Here is a 15311-nt window from a genome sequence, read left to right as displayed (position 1 = left end):
ACGGTTCGGCGCTCACCGAAATGTGATGAGAGGTTACTCTGTGTAGATGAACCGATGGGACGCCGATCAGGAAAGCGCCGCGGACACCCCCGATCTGGCCGCCCTCGCGGCGCTGCTCGCGGACCGCACCCGCGCCGCCATCTGCATGGCCCTGCTCGACGGCGGTGCCTGGACCGCCGGTGAACTCGCCGAATACGCCGCGGTGGCCCCCTCCACCACCACCGAACACCTCAACCTCCTGGTCGCCGGCGGCCTGCTCGCCGAGGAGCGCCGGGGCCGGCGGCGCTATGTGCGGCTGGCCGGCCCGGAGACCGCGGAGACCCTGGAGAACCTCGCCGGGCTGGCTCCCTACCGCCGGGTCCCGGTCCGCTCGCTGGCCGAGGCCAACCACCGCCGCGCGCTGCACCACGCCCGCACCTGCTACGACCACATCGCCGGCGCGCTCGGCGTCGCCATCGCCGCCGCCATGACCGAACGCGGCCTGCTGGCCCGGGACTACGGCCTGGTGCTGACCGTCTCCGGCGCCAACTGGCTGACCGCGCTGGGCATTTCCGATGCCGGCCCCTCGGTCGCCCGCCGGGCCCATGTCCGCACCTGCCTCGACTGGACGGTGCGCCGCCAGCACCTCTCCGGCGCGGTCGGCGCCGCCCTCTACCGCCACGCCCTGGAGCACGACTGGATCGCCAAGGCCGTCACCACCCGCATTCTCACCGTCACCGCGACCGGCCGCAGAGCCTTCCGCGACCGCCTCGGCCTGCCCGACGAGGCGCTGTATCCGTCGCCGGTGCTCGGTGGGCCCCGGGGCTGATCCCTAGGCGTCGCCGTTCTCCAGGAGGCGGGCCGGGAAGCCGCCGGTGGCGATCGGGCCCCAGCGCAGCGGGGTCACCCGGATCAGCGACTTGCCCTGCTTGCGCATCGCCTCGCGGTACTCGTCCCAGTCCGGGTGTTCCCCGGCGATGTTGCGGTAGTACTCGACGAGCGGCTCGATCGCGTCCGGGGTGTCGAGGACCTCGGCCTCGCCGTCGACCTGCACCCACGGGCCGTTCCACTCGTCGGACAGCACCAGCACGCTGACCGACGAGACCCGGCGGGCGTTGCGGACCTTGGCGCGTTCCGGGTAGGTCGACATCACCAGCCGGCCGGAGTCGTCCACCCCGCAGGTCAGCGGCGAGCCCTGCGGGGTGCCGTCGCCGCGGCGGGTGAGCAGGATCGCGCGGTGCCGGGGGCGGACGAACTCCAGCAGCTCGGGCAGTTCGACGCGGCGGTTGGTGGCGGGGGAAGGGCTCATGCCGACAAAGCTTAGGCCGGTACGGCCGCGATCCGCCGGACCGGGCGGCGGCGGGACGTCCCCGGTGCCGCCCGGCGCCCGTCCGCCGGGCTGTGGTGCCGCTCAGCCCTTGAACAGCTGCTTGCCGGTGGCCGCGTCCACGACCTTGCGGCCGTCCAGCGGGCTCTTGAGCCGGACCTTCACCTTGTCGGTCGCCAGCTGCTCGGTGCACATCCCCTTGTTGCTCTTCCGCTTGCCCCAGCCGGAGACCACCACCAGGTCCTTCGACTCGTGGCTGCGCGCGCCGAAGTGGACATCGCAGGCGCTGTGCCCGACCGTCACCGTGATCTCCCGGACGCCCTTGTCCTTGGGGCGGTCCGCGCCGGCCAGCGGCAGCAGCGCCTGCTGCCGCTGGGTGAGCGGGGACACCTTCGGCCAGTCCCGCACGATCTGGTCCGCGCGCTGCTCGAAGGCGTCCTGCTTCTTCGGTGCGGGCGCGCTGCCCACGGTCTGCTTCTGCTGCCCGCAGCCGGCCAGCGCGACGGTGCCGGCGGTGGCCAGCGCGAGCACGGCGGTGAGGGTACGGGTGCGGGAGAGGTGGGATCCTCGCATGACAATGCCTCCTTGGTCAGCGGTGTGACGTGCCGGAGGCAAGACAGGTTCCGGCCCGATCCCACGGGCGGTGCGCCCCGGGAACAATCCGCCCCTGGCGCAACCGCCGTGCGGGTGGACCGCCCGCGGCTAGCGTCCGGGACATGGACACACTCACCCGGATCACCCGCACCGTCTGGCACCTCCCCTTCCCCGTCGGGCACGTGTACCTCGTCGCCCTGCCCGACGGGGGATACGCCGCGGTCGACACCGGCGTCCCCGGCTCCGCCCCGGCCGTCCTGGACGCCCTCGACCGTCTCGGCGGGCGCCCCTACCAGCTGCGGCAGATCGTGCTCACCCACCACCACCTCGACCACATGGGCTCCGCCGCCGACCTGGTCGCCGCCACCGGCGCCCGCGTGCTGGCCGGCGCCCTGGACGCCCCGTACATCCGCGGCACCGCCCCTGCCCCCGAGCCGGAGCTCACCCCCGCCGAACGGCGGCTGTTCGCAGGGGTCATGGGCGGTCTCTCGGCCGCCGGCACCCCGCCGCCGCGCCCCGCCGAGGTCGACCGGGAACTGCACGACGGGGACACCCTGGAGGACTGGCCGGAAACGGTGCGGGTGCTGCACGTGCCCGGCCACACCCCCGGCGGGATCGCGCTGCACCTGCCGGAGAGCGGGGTGCTCTTCCCCGGCGACCTCATCGGCACCGACCCCGAGGGCCGCCGCGCCGTCCTCGGCCCGGGCAATGTCGCCCGCGAGGAGGCGCTCGCGTCCTTCCGGCGGCTCGTCGCGCTCGGCGCCGACACGGTGTGCGTCCCGCACGGGGTGCCGCTGCGCACCGGGGCCCGGGAGACGCTGGCCGCGGCCACCCCCGCGACGGACTGGCTGTAGGCACGTCCGGGGGCGCCGCGGGGCGTGCCGGGGGCGGCGCCCCGGAGGTGTGCGGCCGCGCGGATACCCTCGGGCGGGCCGGGGCCGGCAGCGGACCGGCCCGAGGAGGCCCGGACGTGAGGAGCACGGGGATGCGGCTGTACACCCATGAATGGGGTGCCGGTGAACGGATCGCGGTGCTGGTCCACGGGCTGATGTCCGATCACCGCACCTGGCACCGGGTCGGCCCGGCGCTCGCCGCACGCGGCTACCGCGTCCTCGCCGTCGATCTGCGCGGCCACGGCCGCAGCCCGCGCGGCGACTACGGCCCCGAACTGTTCGCCGACGACCTCGTGGAGACCCTGCCCGCGGCTCCCGAGGTCGCCCTCGGGCACTCGCTGGGCGGGCTCGCGCTGTCCCTGGCGGTGGAGCGGCTGCGGCCGCGGCGGGCGGTGTACAGCGATCCGGCGTGGTCGCTCGCCGGGCTCGGACAGTCCGTCGACCCGGCCCTGTTCGTCACGTTCAAGCGGGCCGACCGCGCGCTGGTGCGGATGTTCAACCCGCGCTGGAGCGAGGCCGACCTCGACATCGAGCTGGCCACCGTCGCGGACTGGGACACCGCGACCGCCCTCGCGCTGTCCGCCGGGCACCGCGAGGACCGTACGCCGCACAAGCCCGTCGTCCCCTCGCTGGTGCAGTTCGCGGGGGAGGGCTTCCTCTTCTCCGCGCCGGCGGCGGCCGAGCTGGCCGACCGCGGCTTCGAGGTCCGTACGGTGCCCGGCGTGGGCCATACCCTGCACCGCGACGATTTCGACGCCTTCATGGCGGGCCTGGAGGGGTGGGTCTAGGAGCCCGCCGGGCGGCCGTCGGGCCGTCAGGTGTCGCAGTCCAGCAGCGTCTTGCACAGCCCGCAGCGGGCCTGGAGGCGGCCGCGGACCGGGACCCGGATCCGCTGGTGGCAGGCGGGGCAGGGGAAGGTCACCCGCAGCGGCGAGGGGCCCTCGAAGGCGTAGCCGTCCCCTGCGGCCGCGGCGGGCCGGGCCGTCCGCCCCGGCTCCCGCGCCGCCCGGCGGTCCTTGGCGTAGTGCAGCCGGGCGGCCCAGCCGGCGCCCGCCAGCGGAGGCCGGCGCCGGTCCCGGGCGGCCCGTTCGGCGCCCGCCGTGTACGCCTCGTACGCCTGCGGGCTGGTGAACCACGGCGCCGGGTCCTCGCCGAAGAACCGGGCCCGCAGGGCGAGGACGTAGCCGAACTCCTCCGGCGTCAGATAGCCGAGCTTCTGCGAGAACGGGCCGTGCTCGCGGTAGGCGTCCAGCAGCAGCCAGCCCGCGCCGAGGTAGGTCGTGGCGGTGTCGGTGAGGATCTCGTTGTCGCGGGTGCCGGGGAAGGACAGGTCCAGCCGGTGCAGGCAGATGTGCATGACCTCGTGGGCCAGCGCGGCGCCGATGTCCGTGCGGTGCGTGGCGAAGCGGTCGTTCAGCTCGATGAAGTACTCGGGGCCCGCGGTGAGTTCGACGTTCGCGGCGTGTTCCATCTCGCGGAAGGTGATGACCATCCGGGCGTCCGGCAGATGCAGCTGCCGCACCAGGGCGCGGGCGACCCGCTGCGCCCCCAGGTGCAGGTCCTCGGTCTCGTCGAAGGCCACGTCGACCGGCAGCACGCTGGTGTCGAAGGTGCTGACCGTGTCGTGGGACAGGCGGGTGAAGAGGGCGTGGACGGCCGCACGCACCGTGTCGAGATGGGGGAAACCGTGCTCGATCTCACTGCTGCCGGAGGTCACCCGGCCACTGTACGGCGCGCCGGGAACGCCCGGTATGGGCCGTACGGGGCAGGTGGGGCAGGGGAGTTGGCCGGATGCGGACTCTTGTCACTCCGGCCCGGCGGTCCACATAATCACAGGGCGCTCTTTCGGACTCATCCCCCACTGGGTCCGGACGCTTACGGCGTGCTGTCTTCCGCCATGTGCACGGTGCGGCGGGTCACGTCCGGCTCCGGTGTTGGCATGGGCCCGTCATCGACGTGCAACCCCCCACGGAAGGAAGCCCGTTGCGCAACTACCGGAAGCTTCTCGCGAGATCCACCGCCGTCGGCGCGGTCGCCCTGGCCGCCCTCAGCCTCCAGCCGGGCGCCGCCCTCGCCGCCCCCGCCCCCGACCCCTCCGGCTCCGTCCACCCCCACGTCGTCGGCGGCACCAAGGCCGACCAGGGGGAATTCCCCTTCATGGTCCGGCTGTCGATGGGCTGCGGCGGCGCCCTGTACGCCAAGGACATCGTGCTCACCGCGGCGCACTGCGTCGACGGCAGCGGCCCCGACACCTCCCTCACCGCCACCGCCGGGGTCGCCGACCTGGAGGACTCGCACGCCGTCAAGGTGAAGTCCACCCAGGTCCTCCAGGCCCCCGGCTACCAGGGCAAGGGCAAGGACTGGGCGCTCATCAAGCTCGCCAAGCCGGTGGACCAGCCCACCCTGAAGATCGCCCAGGACGACAAGCTCAACAGCGGCGACTTCACCATCGCCGGCTGGGGCGCCGACAAGGAGGGCGGCGACCAGCAGCGCTACCTCCTCAAGGCGACCGTGCCGTTCGTCGACGACGCCACCTGCCAGAAGGCCTACGGCGACCAGCTGACGCCCGGCGACGAGATCTGCGCCGGCAAGATGGACACCGGCGGCGTCGACACCTGCCAGGGTGACTCCGGCGGCCCGATGTTCCGCAAGGACGACGCCGGCCAGTGGCTCCAGGTCGGCATCGTCTCCTGGGGCGACGGCTGCGCACGGCCCGGCAAGCCCGGTGTCTACAGCGAGGTGAGCACCTTCGCCGCCGACATCAAGAAGGCCGCGGGCGAACTCGGCGGCTGACCGCCGCACCGCACCGAAGGGCCCGGGACCGTCCCCGGGCCCTTTCGCCGCGGCCGGCACCCGCGCCCCCGCTCCGGGCCTTTGGTCCCGCCGCCCCATGGACCTTGGTCCGTCCGATCCGGGACCAAAATCGTGCTTTCGGCCGGGCTTTGTGCCGTCACGGATGACCGTACGGCCTATGGGCGCTCCCCGTGCGGCTCCTTAGCGTGAAGCCATGACCCTCCAGCCCCGACCCCGTCCCAGGCCGCCGGCGTGCGGCCGTGACCGCGACCACCGCACGACGGTCCTCGCCGCGCTGTGCCTCGCGGCCTCCGCCGCGGCCGTCGTCTACGTCCTGCTCGGCGTGCAGGACCGCCCCGTCGAGCCGGCCGGGGCTCCGTCGCAGGCGGTCCGGGGCTGACCGTGCCCAACGGGTCTCCCGGTCCCGGCGGCGCCCTGCGCCCCGACGACCGGACGGAAGGACACCGGCGCCCGGCCCCCGCGGCGCCGGGGAGGAAGGGCATGCCGATCAGCGTGGTCATCGCGGACGACCAGGAGATGGTCCGGATGGGCTTCCGGATGATTCTGGAGAGCCAGCCTGACATCGAGGTCCTCGACGACGTCATCGACGGCCGGGCCGCCCTCGACGCGGTGTCCCGGCTGCGCCCCGACGTGCTGCTGCTCGACATCCGGATGCCCGCCGTCGACGGGCTGGAGGTCACCCGCCGGCTCTCCGAACTGGCCGCCGCCCACCCCGAGCACGGGCCGCGCCCCCGCATCGTCATCGTCACCACCTTCGACCTGGACGAATACGTCCATGCCGCGCTGCGCGACGGGGCCAGCGGCTTCCTGCTGAAGGACGCCAGCCCCGCCATGCTCGTCGAAGCCGTCCGCGCCGCCGCGGCCGGCGACACCCTGGTCTCGCCCGCGATCACCGTCCGGCTGCTGCGCCGGCTGGCCCCCGCCGCCGGCCGCGGCCGCCCGGCCCGCGCCCCCAGCGACCCGCTCACCGAGCGCGAACAGGACGTCGTGCGGGCGCTGGCCGGGGGCCTGACCAACGCCGAGATCGCCGGCGAACTGTTCGTCTCGCTGTCCACCGTCAAGACGCACCTGGCGAACGTGCAGCACAAGCTGGACGCCCGCAACCGCGTCGAGATCGCCGCCTGGGCCTGGGAGACCGGGCTGGTCACGGGCAGGTCGTGAGCGAGCGCACCGGCAAGCGGCTCGTCCCGGGCAGGCGCCCGGCGGCGCGCCGGCACCTGCCCCGCCCGCGGCCCGGCGCCGCCGGCAAGGCCGGGCTGGCGGTGCTGCTGCTGTTCCTCGTCGGCTTCGAGACGGTGGAGCTGGCCGGCCAGCCCCTGCGCCCGTACACGACGGTGGTGGTCACCTCCGTCGTGGTCTGCCTGTGCGCGGTGCCCCTCAGCCGGATCCCGCTGACCGTCCGGGCCTGGACCGCGGCCGCCGTCTCCCTGGCCGGCTCGGCGGTGCTGATCGCCGGACAGCACGCGCTGCAGGTGTGGGGCCTGGGCGAGGGCATCGCGCTGCTCGTCCTGCTCACCGCCGTGCTGCACCGCGCGCCCGCCCGCACCGCCGCCGTCCTCGGCCCGCTGCTGGGCCTGGCCTGCATGCTCACCCCGATGCGGGACATCCGGATGGGCATCTTCACCCTGGTGCACGCCGTGCTCACCGTGGTCGTCGTCGCCTACTCGCTGATCCTGCGTCGCCAGGACGCCCAGCGGCTGCGCGACCTCGCCGCGGTCCGCGCCGCCGAGCGGCTGGAACTGGCACGGGAACTGCACGACCTGGTCGCCCACCACGTCACCGGCATCGTCGTCCAGGCCCGCGCCGCCCGCTACACCTCGCTGGAGGGGCAGCAGGCCGACGCCACCTTCGAACGGATCGAGGCCTCCGGCAGCGAGGCGCTGGGCGCGATGCGCCGGCTGGTGCGGGTGCTGCGCGAGAACGGCGCCGAACCCCATCCCGTCGCCGGGCTCGCCGAGGTCCGGGCGCTGACCGACGCGTTCGCCCGCACCGGCCCGCCGGTCGTCCTCGCCGTCGACAGGGCGGTGGCCGACGTGCTGCCCGCCGATGTGGCGGCCGCGGTCTACCGCATCGTCCGCGAGGCGCTGACCAACATCCGCAAGCACGCCGCGGACGCCACGGCGGTCCGCATCGGCCTGCGGCCCGTCCCCCTCGGGGCGGAGCTGCGCATCGCCAACGACGGCGGCGCCCCTGCCCGCCTGTGCGAACAGGCCCGCGGCGGCGGCTTCGGCCTGGCCGGGCTCACCGAACGGGCCGAGGCGATGGGCGGCCGGCTCGCCGCCGGCCCCTCGGCCGAGGGCGGCTGGGAGCTCACCGCCTTCCTGCCGCTCGACGGCGGCGCGCCCGCCTGACGCCCCCCGGGGCCGGCCCGCAGCGCCCCGGCGCCCCAGGGGCCCCACATCTGTCCAACACCTGCCCCTCCTTTGTCCATGGGCGCACGCCCCGCCCGCGCAGCACGCTGTCCGCCGACAGGCAGCACCGCCGCACACAGGAGGACCGCGCGCGTGAACGGACAGCCAGGCGCCCCCCGCGGGCCCCGCCGCAGAACAGTCGTCGCCGCCACCGCGCTCGCCCCGGTCACCGGCGCCCTGCCGTCCGGCGCGCCCCCCGCCGCGGCCGCATCCCGCCGCGCCGGGCAGGCCCTGCTGCGCTCCGCCGCGCTGGAGGTCCGCGTCGACACCGCCTTCCCGCGCGTCGTCTCCTACACCGACCGCGCCACCGGCGCCGTCCTGCACGGCCAGGACACCCCGCTCACCGAGGTCCTGATCGACGGCACCGCCCACACCCCCCGCGTCGCCCACCGTGCCCGCGCCGACCGCGCCACCTACACCCTCGGCTTCGACGGCGGCACCGCGGTCACCGTCGAGATCGCCGTTCGCGGCCGGCAGGTCACCTGGCGGGTCACCGACCTCACCGACACCCCCGCCCTGCGCGTCGGCACCCTGGAGATCCCCGGCCTCGCCCTGCTCGCCGTCCGCAGCGACCAGCCCGCCGCCACCCTGCTCGCGGCCCGCATCGCACTCGACAAGAACGCCGACGGCGACACCCTGGTCCAGGTCACCGCCGACACCCCCGCCGAGGCCGCGCCCACCGGATGCGCCTACGCCGTCGTCGCGACCGCCGAACTGGCCGCCGCCGTCGAGACCAACACCGTCCTGGACAAGCCGTCCGGCGCCACCGCCTGGGAGAACGGCCGGCTGTGGCACCAGGTCCTGCACGGCGACGGCTTCGTCAAGGCACAGCTGGTCCCCGGCCAGTGGACGCACCGGGCCGCCGGGCAGCCGTCCGGTGCCACCGAACCCCTGCCGTACGCGACCGTCATCGTCACCGGCGACCGCAACGGCGACGGCCGCGTCGACTGGCAGGACGCCGCCATCGCACTGCGCGACATCATGGTCGTGCCGCCGGGCGCCGACACCCAGCACCTGCGGGTCGTCCCGCACATCCCCTTCAACTTCGCCAGCCAGGCCACCAACCCGTTCCTCGCCACCCTCGACAACGTCAAGCGGATCGCCCTGGCCACCGACGGGCTGCGGCAGTTCACCCTCCTCAAGGGCTACCAGTCCGAGGGCCACGACTCCGCCCACCCCGACTACGGCGGCAACTACAACGAACGGGCCGGCGGCCTGGCCGACCTCAACACCCTGCTGCGCGCCGGGAAGGCGTGGCACAGCGACTTCGCCGTGCACGTCAACGCCACCGAGTCCTACCCCGTCGCCCACGCCTTCTCCGAGCAGCTCGTCGACAAGGACGACAAGCAGTGGGACTGGCTCGACCAGTCCTACCGCATCGACGCCCGCCGCGATCTGGTCTCCGGCGACATCGCCGCCCGCTTCGCGCAGCTGCGCGAGGAGACCGACCCGGCCCTGACCACCCTGTACCTCGATGTCTTCCGCGAGTCCGGCTGGAACTCCGACCGCCTCCAGCGCCACCTGCGCGACCAGGGCTGGCAGATCGCCACCGAATGGGGCAACGGCCTGGAGCGCTCCGCCCTGTGGTCGCACTGGGCCAACGAGACCGACTACGGCCCCGACACCTCCCGCGGCATCAACTCCCGGCTGATCCGCTTCCTGCACAACCACCACAAGGACGTCTTCGCGGACAAGTGGCCCACGCTGCTGGGCAGCGGCCGGATGGGCAACTTCGAGGGCTGGACCGGCAAGATCGACTGGACCGCGTTCCACACGATCATCTGGACCGACGCACTGCCCGCCAAATACCTCCAGGCGTACCCGATCAGGACCTGGGGCCCGCACGAGATCACCTTCGAGGGCCCGACCAGCACCTCCGTCAGCGACAACCGGCCCGCGACGGCGGACTCCCCGGCGCGCGGCGGCACCCGCACGATCGTCACCGACGGCCGGCTGGTCTACGACGGCGGCACCTACCTGCTGCCCTGGGAGCCCCGCGACGCCACCGACCCCGCCCGGCTCTACCACTACAACCCCCGCGGCGGCACCACCCGCTGGACGCTGCCGCGCGGCTGGTCCGGCGCCCGCCACGTCCACGTCTACCGGCTCACCGACCAGGGCCGCGCCCACGAGACCCGGGTCCCGGTGCACGACGGCACGCTCACCCTCACCGCCCGGCCCGGCGTGGCATACGTCGTCCACCGCCACCGGGCCCCGGACCGGGGCGACCCCCGCTGGGGCGAGGGCACCCCGCTCACCGACCCCGGCTTCCACGCCGGAAACCTGGCCGCCTGGCGCACCACCGGCCCCGCCTCGGTCCGGCGCAGCGCGCTCGGCGACTACGAACTGGTCATCGGCGCGGGCGCCGCCGCCACCGTTGCCCAGCGCCTGCGCCGCCTCGCCCCCGGCCGCTACGCCGCCTCCGTACAGATCGAGGTCGGCGCCACCGCGGGGGAGCGGCGCCGGGCCGCCCTGGAGATCCGCACCGCCGACGGCGTCACCGCCGCCAACTGGACGGACACCTCCACCGCCGGCAACTACGTGGCGGCCGACCGCAAGGCCGGCACCCGCTTCCAGCGCCTGTTCACCCACTTCACCGTCCCCGACGGCGGCGGCCCGGTCACCCTCGCCCTCACCGCGGCGGCCGGCCGGGCCCGGGTCCGCTTCGACAACGTACGCGTCGTCCCCGCCGCGCACACCACCCGCGCGGGCACCCTGGTCCACGAGGACTTCGCGCACGTCCCCCAGGGCTGGGGCGTCTTCGTCAAGGGCGACGCGGGCGGCACCACCGACCCCCGCACCCATCTCGCGCGGCGCCACGCCCGCTTCACCCAGCGGGGCTGGAACGGCAAGGCGATCGACGACGTCGTCGAGGGCGACCAGTCGCTCAAGTCCCGCGGCGAGAACACCGGACTGGTCTACCGCACCGTCCCGCACACCGTCCGCTTCACCCCCGGCCGCCGCTACCGGGTCACCTTCCGCTTCGAGAACGAGCAGGCCGGCCAGTACGCCTGGGTCACCGCCGCCGACGACCCCGCGCCCCGCGAACTGACCCGCAGTCCGCTCCCCGTGGCGACCCAACCTGCCACCCACACCTACGAGTTCACCGCGCCCGACCGGGGCGAGGCATGGGTGGGGCTGCGCAAGGTGGGCGACGACGGGACGGCGGAGTTCGTCCTCGACATGTTCGAGGCGCGCGAGGTGTAGGGGGCCGCGGGGGCGGCCCCGTGCGGCTCCGTCAGCTCCCGTCCGCGCACGGGGACGGCCCCGGCGCCTGCGGATCCCGGACTCTCCGGGACGCGGCTCGGGCAGATCCCACGGCACACAGGTCTCCACCCAGTTCAGGCCCCTCGCCCTCAGCATCGCCGGCCGGTGGCCCTTCTGCGCCTCGCGCACCCGGAAGTGGTGCAGCGCCCCGGACGGCAGCCGCACCGGCCGCCCGTCCAGCTGGAAGTCCCGCTCTCCCACCTCGCACCGCGGCACGCCACCCCGCCCTTGCCTCGCTCCCGTGCGCCGCCGGCCCGGCGCCCCGGCCTCCGGTCACCCCCGCCCTCTGGCGGTGTGACGGTCCATGGACAAAGATCGGATCCGATTGGACGGTTGGACGGTTCGACGCGGCGGCACCGGCCGGCCGCCGGCGACGGGAGGCCGGACGTGTACCACACCTGGATGCGGTACTTCACACCGAATCCGCTCCACCACCGGCTCGGCCTGGTGTGCCTGGGCGTCGGCCTCCAGCACGGCACCCTGCCCCCGGTCGGCCCGCGCACCCTCGACCACCACGTCGCCGTCGTCATCAGCGCCGGCCACGGCTGGTGCACCACCCCCGACGGCCACCGCCACCCGGTCACCGCCCCCGCCCTGCTCTGGCTCACCCCGGGAGTGGCGCACCACTACGGGGCCGACCCCGTCACCGGCTGGGACGAATGCTTCGTCGACTTCACCGGCCCGGCCGCCGAGACCTACACCGAACTCGGCTACATCGAACGCGACCGCCCCCTCGTCCCCCTCACCGACCCCGGCCCGCCGCGCGCCGCCGTGGGACGCATCGCCCGCGCCGCACGCCGCGGCAACCCCCTCCTGGAGGTGGAGACCTCCGCCGCCGTCCACGAACTCCTCGTCGTCCTGCGCCGGGCCCGGGCCGACACGGACGCCCGCGGCGAACCCGTCCTGACCGCGCTGGCCCGTGACGCGTTCCTGCCGCTGTCCGTCGCCGAGCACGCCGCCCGCCACGGCATGACCCCCACCGAACTCCGCACGGCCGTCCGCCGCGGCGCCGGCTGCAGCCCCAAGGACTACCTCCTGGGCATCCGCCTGGGCCGCGCCAAGGAACTCCTCACCAAAACCGAACTCCCGGTGGCCGCCGTGGCCCGCCGGGTCGGCTACGACGACCCGGCCTACTTCAGCCGCCTGTTCACCCGCCGCGTCGGCACCGCCCCCGTCCGCTTCCGCGACCGCCAGGTCCACAGCGTGCCCGGCGGCTGGTCCACCCAGATCCCCGACCCGGACGACCCACCGCTGGTCAGCGGCTGACCGGCAGGCACCGGCCACCCCGCCAAACCGCGTGCAGGCCGCACCGACCGTACGGCAGCATGACCCCATGCCCGCACTCCAGCGCGACGAGGCGCAGACCCGAGCCCGACTCATCGACGTCCACCGCTACGACATCGCACTCGACCTCACCCGAGGCGCGGACCGGTTCGGGTCCCGTACGGTCATCCAGTTCACCGCACGCACCGCCGGCGACACCTTCGTCGAGATCAAGCCCGACACCCTGCACTCCGCCACCCTCGACGGCCACCCCCTGGACCCCACCGCCCTGGACGACAACCGTCTCCCGCTCACCGGCCTGGCCCCCGGCGCCCACGAACTGCGCCTGGAATCCACCATGCGCTACTCCCGCACCGGCGAGGGCATGCACCGCTTCACCGACCCCGCCGACGGCGAGAGCTACGTCTACACCCAGCTCTTCCTCGACGACACGCAGCGCGTCTTCGGCGCCTTCGACCAGCCCGACCTCAAGGCCGTCTTCGCCCTCACCGTCACCGCCCCCACCGACTGGACCGTCCTCGGCAACGGCCTCGCCACCCAGGGCGACCCCGGCCACTGGACCCTCGCCCCCACCCCCCTCCTCAGCACCTACCTCGTCGCCGTCGCCGCCGGCCCCTGGCACTCCCTGCGCACCGAACACGCCGGACTGCCCTTCGGCCTCCACTGCCGCCGCTCGCTCGCCCCCCACCTCGACGCCGACGCCGAGGAACTCTTCGACCTCACCCGCCGCTGCTTCGACCGCTACCACGAGATCTTCGAGGAGCCCTACCCCTTCGACTCCTACGACCAGGCGTTCGTCCCCGAATTCAACGCCGGCGCCATGGAGAACCCCGGACTGGTCACCTTCCGCGACGAGTTCGTCTACCGCTCGGCGGTCACCGACACCGAACGCCAGACCCGCGGCGTGGTCATCTCCCACGAAATGGCCCACATGTGGTTCGGCGACCTGGTCACCCTCCAGTGGTGGGACGACATCTGGCTCAACGAGTCCTTCGCCGAATACATGGGCTACCAGGTCCTGTCGGAGGCCACCCGCTACACCGACACCTGGACCGACTTCGCCGTCTCCCGCAAGGACTGGGGCTACGACGCCGACCAGCGGCCCTCCACCCACCCCGTCGCCCCCGCCCCCGAAGACGTCCCCGACACCGCCTCCGCCCTCCTCAACTTCGACGGCATCTCCTACGCCAAGGGCGCCTCCGCCCTGCGCCAGCTCGTCGCCTGGATGGGCGAGAAGGACTTCCTCGCCGGCATCAACGACCACTTCGCCCGCCACCGCTTCGGCAACGCCACCCTCGCCGACTTCATCGACTCCCTCGGCCGCGCCACCGACCGCGACGTCCACGCCTGGGCCCGGCACTGGCTGCGCACCACCGGAGTCGACACCCTCACCCCCGAACTCGGCACCACGGCGGACTCCTGGCACGTCGACGTCCACCACAGCGGCAGCCGCCCGCACCGCATCGCCGTCGGCGCCTGGGACCAGGACCTCACCGACCCCGGCCACCTCGTCCTGCGCGACCGCTTCGCGCTCGACATCCCCGCGGGAGAGGGCCGCACCCGCCGCGCCTTCCCCAAGCCCGCCCCCGACCTGCTCGTCCTCAACGACGGCGACCTCACCTACGCCAAGGTCCGCTTCGACGCCGCCTCCTGGCAGACCGTGGCCCGCTCCCTGTCCGGCCTGCCCGACCCGCTCACCCGCGCCGTCGTCTGGAACGCCGCCCGCGACATGGTCCGCGACGGCGTCCTCGCCCCCACCGACTACCTCGACGCCGCCCGCACCCACCTCCCGCACGAGACCGACCTCGCGCTCATCCAGGGCGTCCTGGCCTTCGCCCGCACCCAGATCGCCGACCACTACCTCCCCGCCGCCCGGCGTCACACCGCCCTGACCACCCTCACCGCCCTCAGCCGCGACATCCTGCGCCGCACCGAAGGCCCCGCACACGGCGCCGAGGCGGGCCTGCGGCTCACCGCCGTCCGCACCTTCATCGACAGCGCCACCACCCCCGAAGGCATCCAGGACTGGCTCGACGACGGCAGCGTCCCGGGCGGCCCCCACCTAGACCCCGAACTGCGCTGGCGCATCCTCGCCCGGCTCGCCACCCTCGGCGCCGCCCCCACCGGCGCACTCCACGCCGCCATCGACGCCGAACTCACCCGCGACCCCGGCGCCACCGGCCGCGAAGGTGCCGCCCGCTGCCGCGCCGCCCTCCCCGACCCGGCCGCCAAACAGGCCGCCTGGGACGCCCTGTTCACCACCGACGAGGCGGGCGGGAAACCCGTCCTGTCCACCTACCTCTTCGTCGCCACCGCCAACGGCTTCTGGGCCCCCGAACAGCACGAGCTGCTGCGCCCCTACGTGGCCCGCTACTTCGCCGAGGTCCCCGCCCTCGCCGCCGCGCGCGGTCCCGCCCTCGCCGCCGCCGCCGGCCGCCGGGCCTTCCCCACCACCTTCGTCGAGGACGAGACCCTGCGCCTGGGCGAGGCCTGCCTCGCCGACGGCGACCCGACCTCCGCCCTGCGCCGCAAGCTCGTCGACCAGCTCGACGACCTGCGGCGGGCGCTGCGGATACGCGCGGCAGCCGACGGCAGGTAACCACCGCCCGGCGCCCACGGGTGCCGCCGGACCGGCAGCCGGCGGCACCCGCACCCCCGCGCGGTAAACATCCGTACCACTTACGGGTGGTATGACCGCAACCAGTGGATACGTGCTCCACAGGGAAAGTAATTTGGGGCCGC

Annotated in this window: 13 protein-coding genes and 1 pseudogene; 10 read left to right on the top strand and 4 right to left on the bottom strand. The window is 74.4% G+C overall.

Translation table 11 applies throughout. The annotated features are described in order from the left end of the window. Positions 1-46 precede the first annotated feature (46 nt). Positions 47-808 carry a winged helix-turn-helix domain-containing protein gene (locus tag ACQP17_RS09500; RefSeq protein ID WP_364877016.1) on the top strand — a complete coding sequence of 254 codons (762 nt, stop codon included), beginning with the start codon at positions 47-49 and terminating at the stop codon, positions 806-808. A 3-nt stretch (positions 809-811) separates the two neighbouring features. Here the strand turns inward: ACQP17_RS09500 and ACQP17_RS09495 are convergent, their stop codons facing one another. Together ACQP17_RS09495 and ACQP17_RS09490 are read right to left on the bottom strand one after the other, a co-directional pair. Continuing rightward, positions 812-1288, bottom strand: coding sequence for a PPOX class F420-dependent oxidoreductase (locus ACQP17_RS09495; protein ID WP_433855865.1), 477 nt, complete (start codon positions 1286-1288; stop codon positions 812-814). 102 nt (positions 1289-1390) lie between these two features. Continuing rightward, positions 1391-1879, bottom strand: coding sequence for a hypothetical protein (locus ACQP17_RS09490; RefSeq protein ID WP_433855864.1), 489 nt, complete (start codon positions 1877-1879; stop codon positions 1391-1393). A gap of 143 nt (positions 1880-2022) precedes the next feature. Here ACQP17_RS09490 and ACQP17_RS09485 point away from each other — a divergent pair, with 143 nt between their 5' ends. Together ACQP17_RS09485 and ACQP17_RS09480 are read left to right on the top strand one after the other, a co-directional pair. Then, complete coding sequence (locus tag ACQP17_RS09485) at positions 2023-2754, top strand: MBL fold metallo-hydrolase (RefSeq protein WP_433855863.1); 732 nt, start codon at positions 2023-2025, stop codon at positions 2752-2754. Positions 2755-2885: 131 nt separating this feature from the next. Beyond that, a complete protein-coding gene (locus ACQP17_RS09480; RefSeq protein WP_433859866.1) occupies positions 2886-3581 on the top strand; it encodes an alpha/beta fold hydrolase in 696 nt (231 codons plus the stop codon). Positions 3582-3607: 26 nt separating this feature from the next. On the opposite strand, the gene ACQP17_RS09475 is transcribed toward ACQP17_RS09480, so the two are convergent. Next, positions 3608-4510 (bottom strand): hypothetical protein, encoded by a 903-nt coding sequence (locus ACQP17_RS09475; RefSeq protein WP_433855862.1) that lies wholly within the window; start codon positions 4508-4510, stop codon positions 3608-3610. Positions 4511-4776: 266 nt separating this feature from the next. Here ACQP17_RS09475 and ACQP17_RS09470 point away from each other — a divergent pair, with 266 nt between their 5' ends. The 5 genes from ACQP17_RS09470 to ACQP17_RS09450 all read left to right on the top strand — a co-directional run bounded on the left by ACQP17_RS09470 (position 4777) and on the right by ACQP17_RS09450 (position 11225). Next, on the top strand, positions 4777-5586 hold the full coding sequence (locus ACQP17_RS09470; RefSeq protein WP_433855861.1) for a S1 family peptidase: 810 nt from the start codon (positions 4777-4779) through the stop codon (positions 5584-5586). Positions 5587-5800: 214 nt separating this feature from the next. Further along, positions 5801-5986 carry a hypothetical protein gene (locus ACQP17_RS09465; RefSeq protein WP_433855860.1) on the top strand — a complete coding sequence of 62 codons (186 nt, stop codon included), beginning with the start codon at positions 5801-5803 and terminating at the stop codon, positions 5984-5986. Positions 5987-6087: 101 nt separating this feature from the next. Beyond that, complete coding sequence (locus ACQP17_RS09460; protein ID WP_433855859.1) at positions 6088-6768, top strand: response regulator; 681 nt, start codon at positions 6088-6090, stop codon at positions 6766-6768. Further along, positions 6765-7958 (top strand): sensor histidine kinase, encoded by a 1194-nt coding sequence (locus tag ACQP17_RS09455; RefSeq protein ID WP_433855858.1) that lies wholly within the window; start codon positions 6765-6767, stop codon positions 7956-7958. Before ACQP17_RS09460 ends, ACQP17_RS09455 begins: the two co-directional genes overlap by 4 nt. Before the next feature lie 153 nt (positions 7959-8111). After that, positions 8112-11225: an endo-alpha-N-acetylgalactosaminidase family protein gene (locus tag ACQP17_RS09450; RefSeq protein ID WP_433855857.1), complete on the top strand. Its 3114-nt coding sequence runs from the start codon at positions 8112-8114 to the stop codon at positions 11223-11225. A 141-nt stretch (positions 11226-11366) separates the two neighbouring features. Here ACQP17_RS09450 and ACQP17_RS09445 read toward each other — a convergent pair. After that, a pseudogene (locus ACQP17_RS09445) lies at positions 11367-11414 on the bottom strand (hypothetical protein); the annotation flags it as partial. Positions 11415-11672: 258 nt separating this feature from the next. On the opposite strand from ACQP17_RS09445, the gene ACQP17_RS09440 reads away from it, so the two are divergent. Together ACQP17_RS09440 and pepN are read left to right on the top strand one after the other, a co-directional pair. Continuing rightward, positions 11673-12551 (top strand): helix-turn-helix domain-containing protein, encoded by an 879-nt coding sequence (locus ACQP17_RS09440; RefSeq protein ID WP_433855856.1) that lies wholly within the window; start codon positions 11673-11675, stop codon positions 12549-12551. 67 nt (positions 12552-12618) lie between these two features. After that, positions 12619-15168 (top strand): aminopeptidase N, encoded by a 2550-nt coding sequence (gene pepN, locus ACQP17_RS09435; RefSeq protein ID WP_433855855.1) that lies wholly within the window; start codon positions 12619-12621, stop codon positions 15166-15168. Positions 15169-15311 lie beyond the last annotated feature (143 nt).

This window comes from Streptomyces kronopolitis (assembly GCF_050953795.1).
GTDB lineage: Bacteria > Actinomycetota > Actinomycetes > Streptomycetales > Streptomycetaceae > Streptomyces > Streptomyces kronopolitis_A.
This window is presented reverse-complemented; position numbering and strand designations above follow the sequence as displayed.

Coding starts and splice junctions, on each gene's coding strand:
- ACQP17_RS09500 (WP_364877016.1), top strand. CDS start 47: ATGAACCGATGGGACGCCGATCAGGAAAGCGCCGCGGACACCCCCGAT.
- ACQP17_RS09495 (WP_433855865.1), bottom strand. CDS start 1,288: ATGAGCCCTTCCCCCGCCACCAACCGCCGCGTCGAACTGCCCGAGCTG.
- ACQP17_RS09490 (WP_433855864.1), bottom strand. CDS start 1,879: ATGCGAGGATCCCACCTCTCCCGCACCCGTACCCTCACCGCCGTGCTC.
- ACQP17_RS09485 (WP_433855863.1), top strand. CDS start 2,023: ATGGACACACTCACCCGGATCACCCGCACCGTCTGGCACCTCCCCTTC.
- ACQP17_RS09480 (WP_433859866.1), top strand. CDS start 2,886: ATGCGGCTGTACACCCATGAATGGGGTGCCGGTGAACGGATCGCGGTG.
- ACQP17_RS09465 (WP_433855860.1), top strand. CDS start 5,801: ATGACCCTCCAGCCCCGACCCCGTCCCAGGCCGCCGGCGTGCGGCCGT.
- ACQP17_RS09460 (WP_433855859.1), top strand. CDS start 6,088: ATGCCGATCAGCGTGGTCATCGCGGACGACCAGGAGATGGTCCGGATG.
- pepN (WP_433855855.1), top strand. CDS start 12,619: ATGCCCGCACTCCAGCGCGACGAGGCGCAGACCCGAGCCCGACTCATC.